Origin of the sequence: Rhizobium mulingense, from assembly GCF_029194105.1 — a bacterium.
Lineage (GTDB): Bacteria > Pseudomonadota > Alphaproteobacteria > Rhizobiales > Rhizobiaceae > Rhizobium > Rhizobium mulingense.
Map to the genome: position 1 here is coordinate 1 of NZ_JARFVE010000046.1, position 2427 is coordinate 2427.

The 2427-nt window shown below is 60.7% G+C and carries 3 protein-coding genes; all 3 read right to left on the minus strand.

All coding sequences use genetic code 11. The features are described from left to right. On the minus strand, nucleotides 1–1545 hold a 1545-nt coding region (locus tag PYR71_RS30540; RefSeq protein ID WP_097623642.1), incomplete at its 3' end, for an IS66-like element ISRel15 family transposase. Between the two features lie 73 nt (nucleotides 1546–1618). Continuing rightward, nucleotides 1619–1963, minus strand: a complete 345-nt coding sequence (tnpB, locus tag PYR71_RS30545; RefSeq protein WP_011053349.1) for an IS66 family insertion sequence element accessory protein TnpB — start codon at nucleotides 1961–1963, stop codon at nucleotides 1619–1621. Further along, a complete protein-coding gene (locus PYR71_RS30550) occupies nucleotides 1960–2307 on the minus strand; it encodes a transposase (RefSeq protein WP_092755364.1) in 348 nt (115 codons plus the stop codon). The genes tnpB and PYR71_RS30550 overlap by 4 nt, the downstream gene beginning before the upstream one ends. Between the last annotated feature and the right edge of the window lie 120 nt (nucleotides 2308–2427).

Below are 2427 nucleotides of genomic sequence, written 5' to 3' on the forward strand. Positions count from 1 at the left end.
CCAGCCGTTGGCGATCCGCTCAAGTGTTTGGGTGAGCCAAGCCTGCGGGTCCACGTTGTTCATCTTCGCCGTCTGAAGGAGCGTGGCGATAGTCGCCCAGGTCCTTCCACCGCCATCGCTGCCGGCGAAGAGACTGTTCTTTCTCGTGATCGTCTGGGGCCTAATGGCACGCTCAACGATGTTGCTGTCGAGCTCGATGCGGCCGTCGGTAAGGAAGCGTTCGAAGATGGAGCGACGCGAGGTGGCATAGCGGATCGCTTCTGCGAGCTTCGACTTGCCGGAGATCCGCGGCAGGGTCTTTTGCCACAGGGCGAAGAGCTCAGTGACAACTGCAGCAGATGTCGCCTGACGTGCCGCGACACGCGCGTCAGGGCTCTGCCCCCGGGCCGCCGCTTCCACCTCCCAGAGCTTTGCCATCAATTCCACCGTCTCGCTGGCTATCTTGGAGCTGTCCGAGGCGTGGAGTTCGTAGAACTTGCGCCTGCTATGGGACCAGCAGCCGGCCAGCATCACGCCGTCATTGCCGCCGTCAGATCGGGCAAGCTTGTTGTAGGCACCATGCCCGTCCACCTGAAGGATACCGCGATAGCCATTCAGATGCCGGGCGACGCGATCGCCAGCGCGGCTATCTTCGAAGCGATAGGCGACCATCGGCGGGCCACTACCGCCAAAGGGTCTATCATCCCTCGCATAAGCCCATAGCCAGGCTGTCTTTGCCGATCCGGATCCGGGCGCGAGCGTTGGCAATGTCGTCTCGTCCGCAAAGATGCGCTCAGCCTTCTTGATCTCAGCGAGGATGTAGTCGGCCAGGATATCGAGCTCGTAGCCGAGCTTGCCCATCCATTGGGCCATCAGCTTCCGGTCAAGCTCAACCTTGTCGCGTGCATAGATTGCCTCCTGTCGATAGAGCGGAAGGCCATCTGCATACTTCGAGACAGCGATCTGGGCGAGAAGCGCTTCCGTTGGAATGCCACCCTCGATGATGTGCGCGGGCGCGGCTGCCTGGATGACGCCGTCTTCGTTCTTGAAGGCATACTTCGGCCGCCGGGTGACGATGACGCGGAACTTCGCCGGCACGACGTCCAGTCGCTCCGAGACGTCTTCTCCGATCAGCACCTTCTGTTTGCCGATGTGTTCGTGCAGTTCATCCGGCTCGATCACCACTTCGACTCGTTCCAGATGAGGTGCAAAGCCCTTGCGCGGCCGGGGTGCACGTTTCGCATCGGGATCAGCGGCACCCTTGTTTACCTTGGCTCGGATTGCCGAGATACCGGTCTCGATTTCCTCGAAGACAAAAGCCTGCTGCTCATCATCGATGCCCGGAGAGCCGAGCTTTTCCGATTGCCGGCCGAAGCGGGCGCGATCGAAGGCTTTCAGGATCTGGGTCAGTCGCTCGATGCGTTCGTCGGCATCGGCGTTTCTGGCTTTCAGGTCTGCGACCTCGCTCTCGAGAGCATCGGTGCGCGCTGCCTTCTCGGCCATGGCAAGGACCATGGCTTTCAGGGTCTCTACATCATCCGGGAGCTGTAGATCGGGCGGCGTCATGAGGCCTACCAGAGCACAATTTGCTCCGGTTTTCCTGCCTTTTCAGGCGGTTGATTCACTTCGCCGCAGCCCTTTACCCAACAATCTCCGGCGGCTTCACCGCCACTGAGCGCACCCGTTTCCAGTCCATGCCGTCAACGAGCGCCATGAGCTGAGCGTGATTGAGCTGCACCCGGTTGTGGCCGATCCGCGGCCAGCAGAACTGCGCCTTCTCCAACCGCTTGGAATAGAGGCAGACCCCTGATCCATCCCACCAGACGATCTTGACCCGGTCCGCCCGCTTCGCCCGGAAGACATAAAGCGAGCCATTGAACGGATCACTGCCGGCGTCGCGCACCAGCGACAGCAAACTGTCCGGCCCTTTGCGAAAGTCGATGGGGTGACTGGCGAGGAAGACCTTTACACCTGCGGGGATCATGCTGACCGAACTGCCCGGATGACACGCTGCAGATGAGCTTCGTCCACATCGGCGGGAGCGCGCACGACGACATCGCCAATCAGAACTTCGATTATCGCGCCGTCGGCAGATGGCGTGACTGCCTTATGACCGATCGGCGCTATGTTCTCCTTGTGAGAGCCCAGGGCGGCGCGACGCCAGCCAAACAGTTGTGACGGATGGATATCAAGCCGACGTGCGATCGCTGACACGCTCGAGCCAGGCTCGAGTGCCTCTGCAACTGCACGCGCTTTAAAATCGTCCGACCAGCGCCGCCGAAGCTGCCGAGGCGCGCCCTCAAATCGGTCCGCAACAGCCTCGATCATATGAAAAGTTCTAGTTCCAGAGCTAGGCGCAGACATAGAAGCTCACAGCAGTTCATCGTGTCCGCTACCGATAGCCGACCGCTAAGCTGCTTCGCCAGATGGGGTCTGCTTGTCGCTTAC

What these genes read in the sequence shown, in the direction of transcription:
- PYR71_RS30550 (WP_092755364.1), bottom strand. Translation starts at nt 2,307, where the DNA reads ATGATCGAGGCTGTTGCGGACCGATTTGAGGGCGCGCCTCGGCAGCTT.
- tnpB (WP_011053349.1), bottom strand. Translation starts at nt 1,963, where the DNA reads ATGATCCCCGCAGGTGTAAAGGTCTTCCTCGCCAGTCACCCCATCGAC.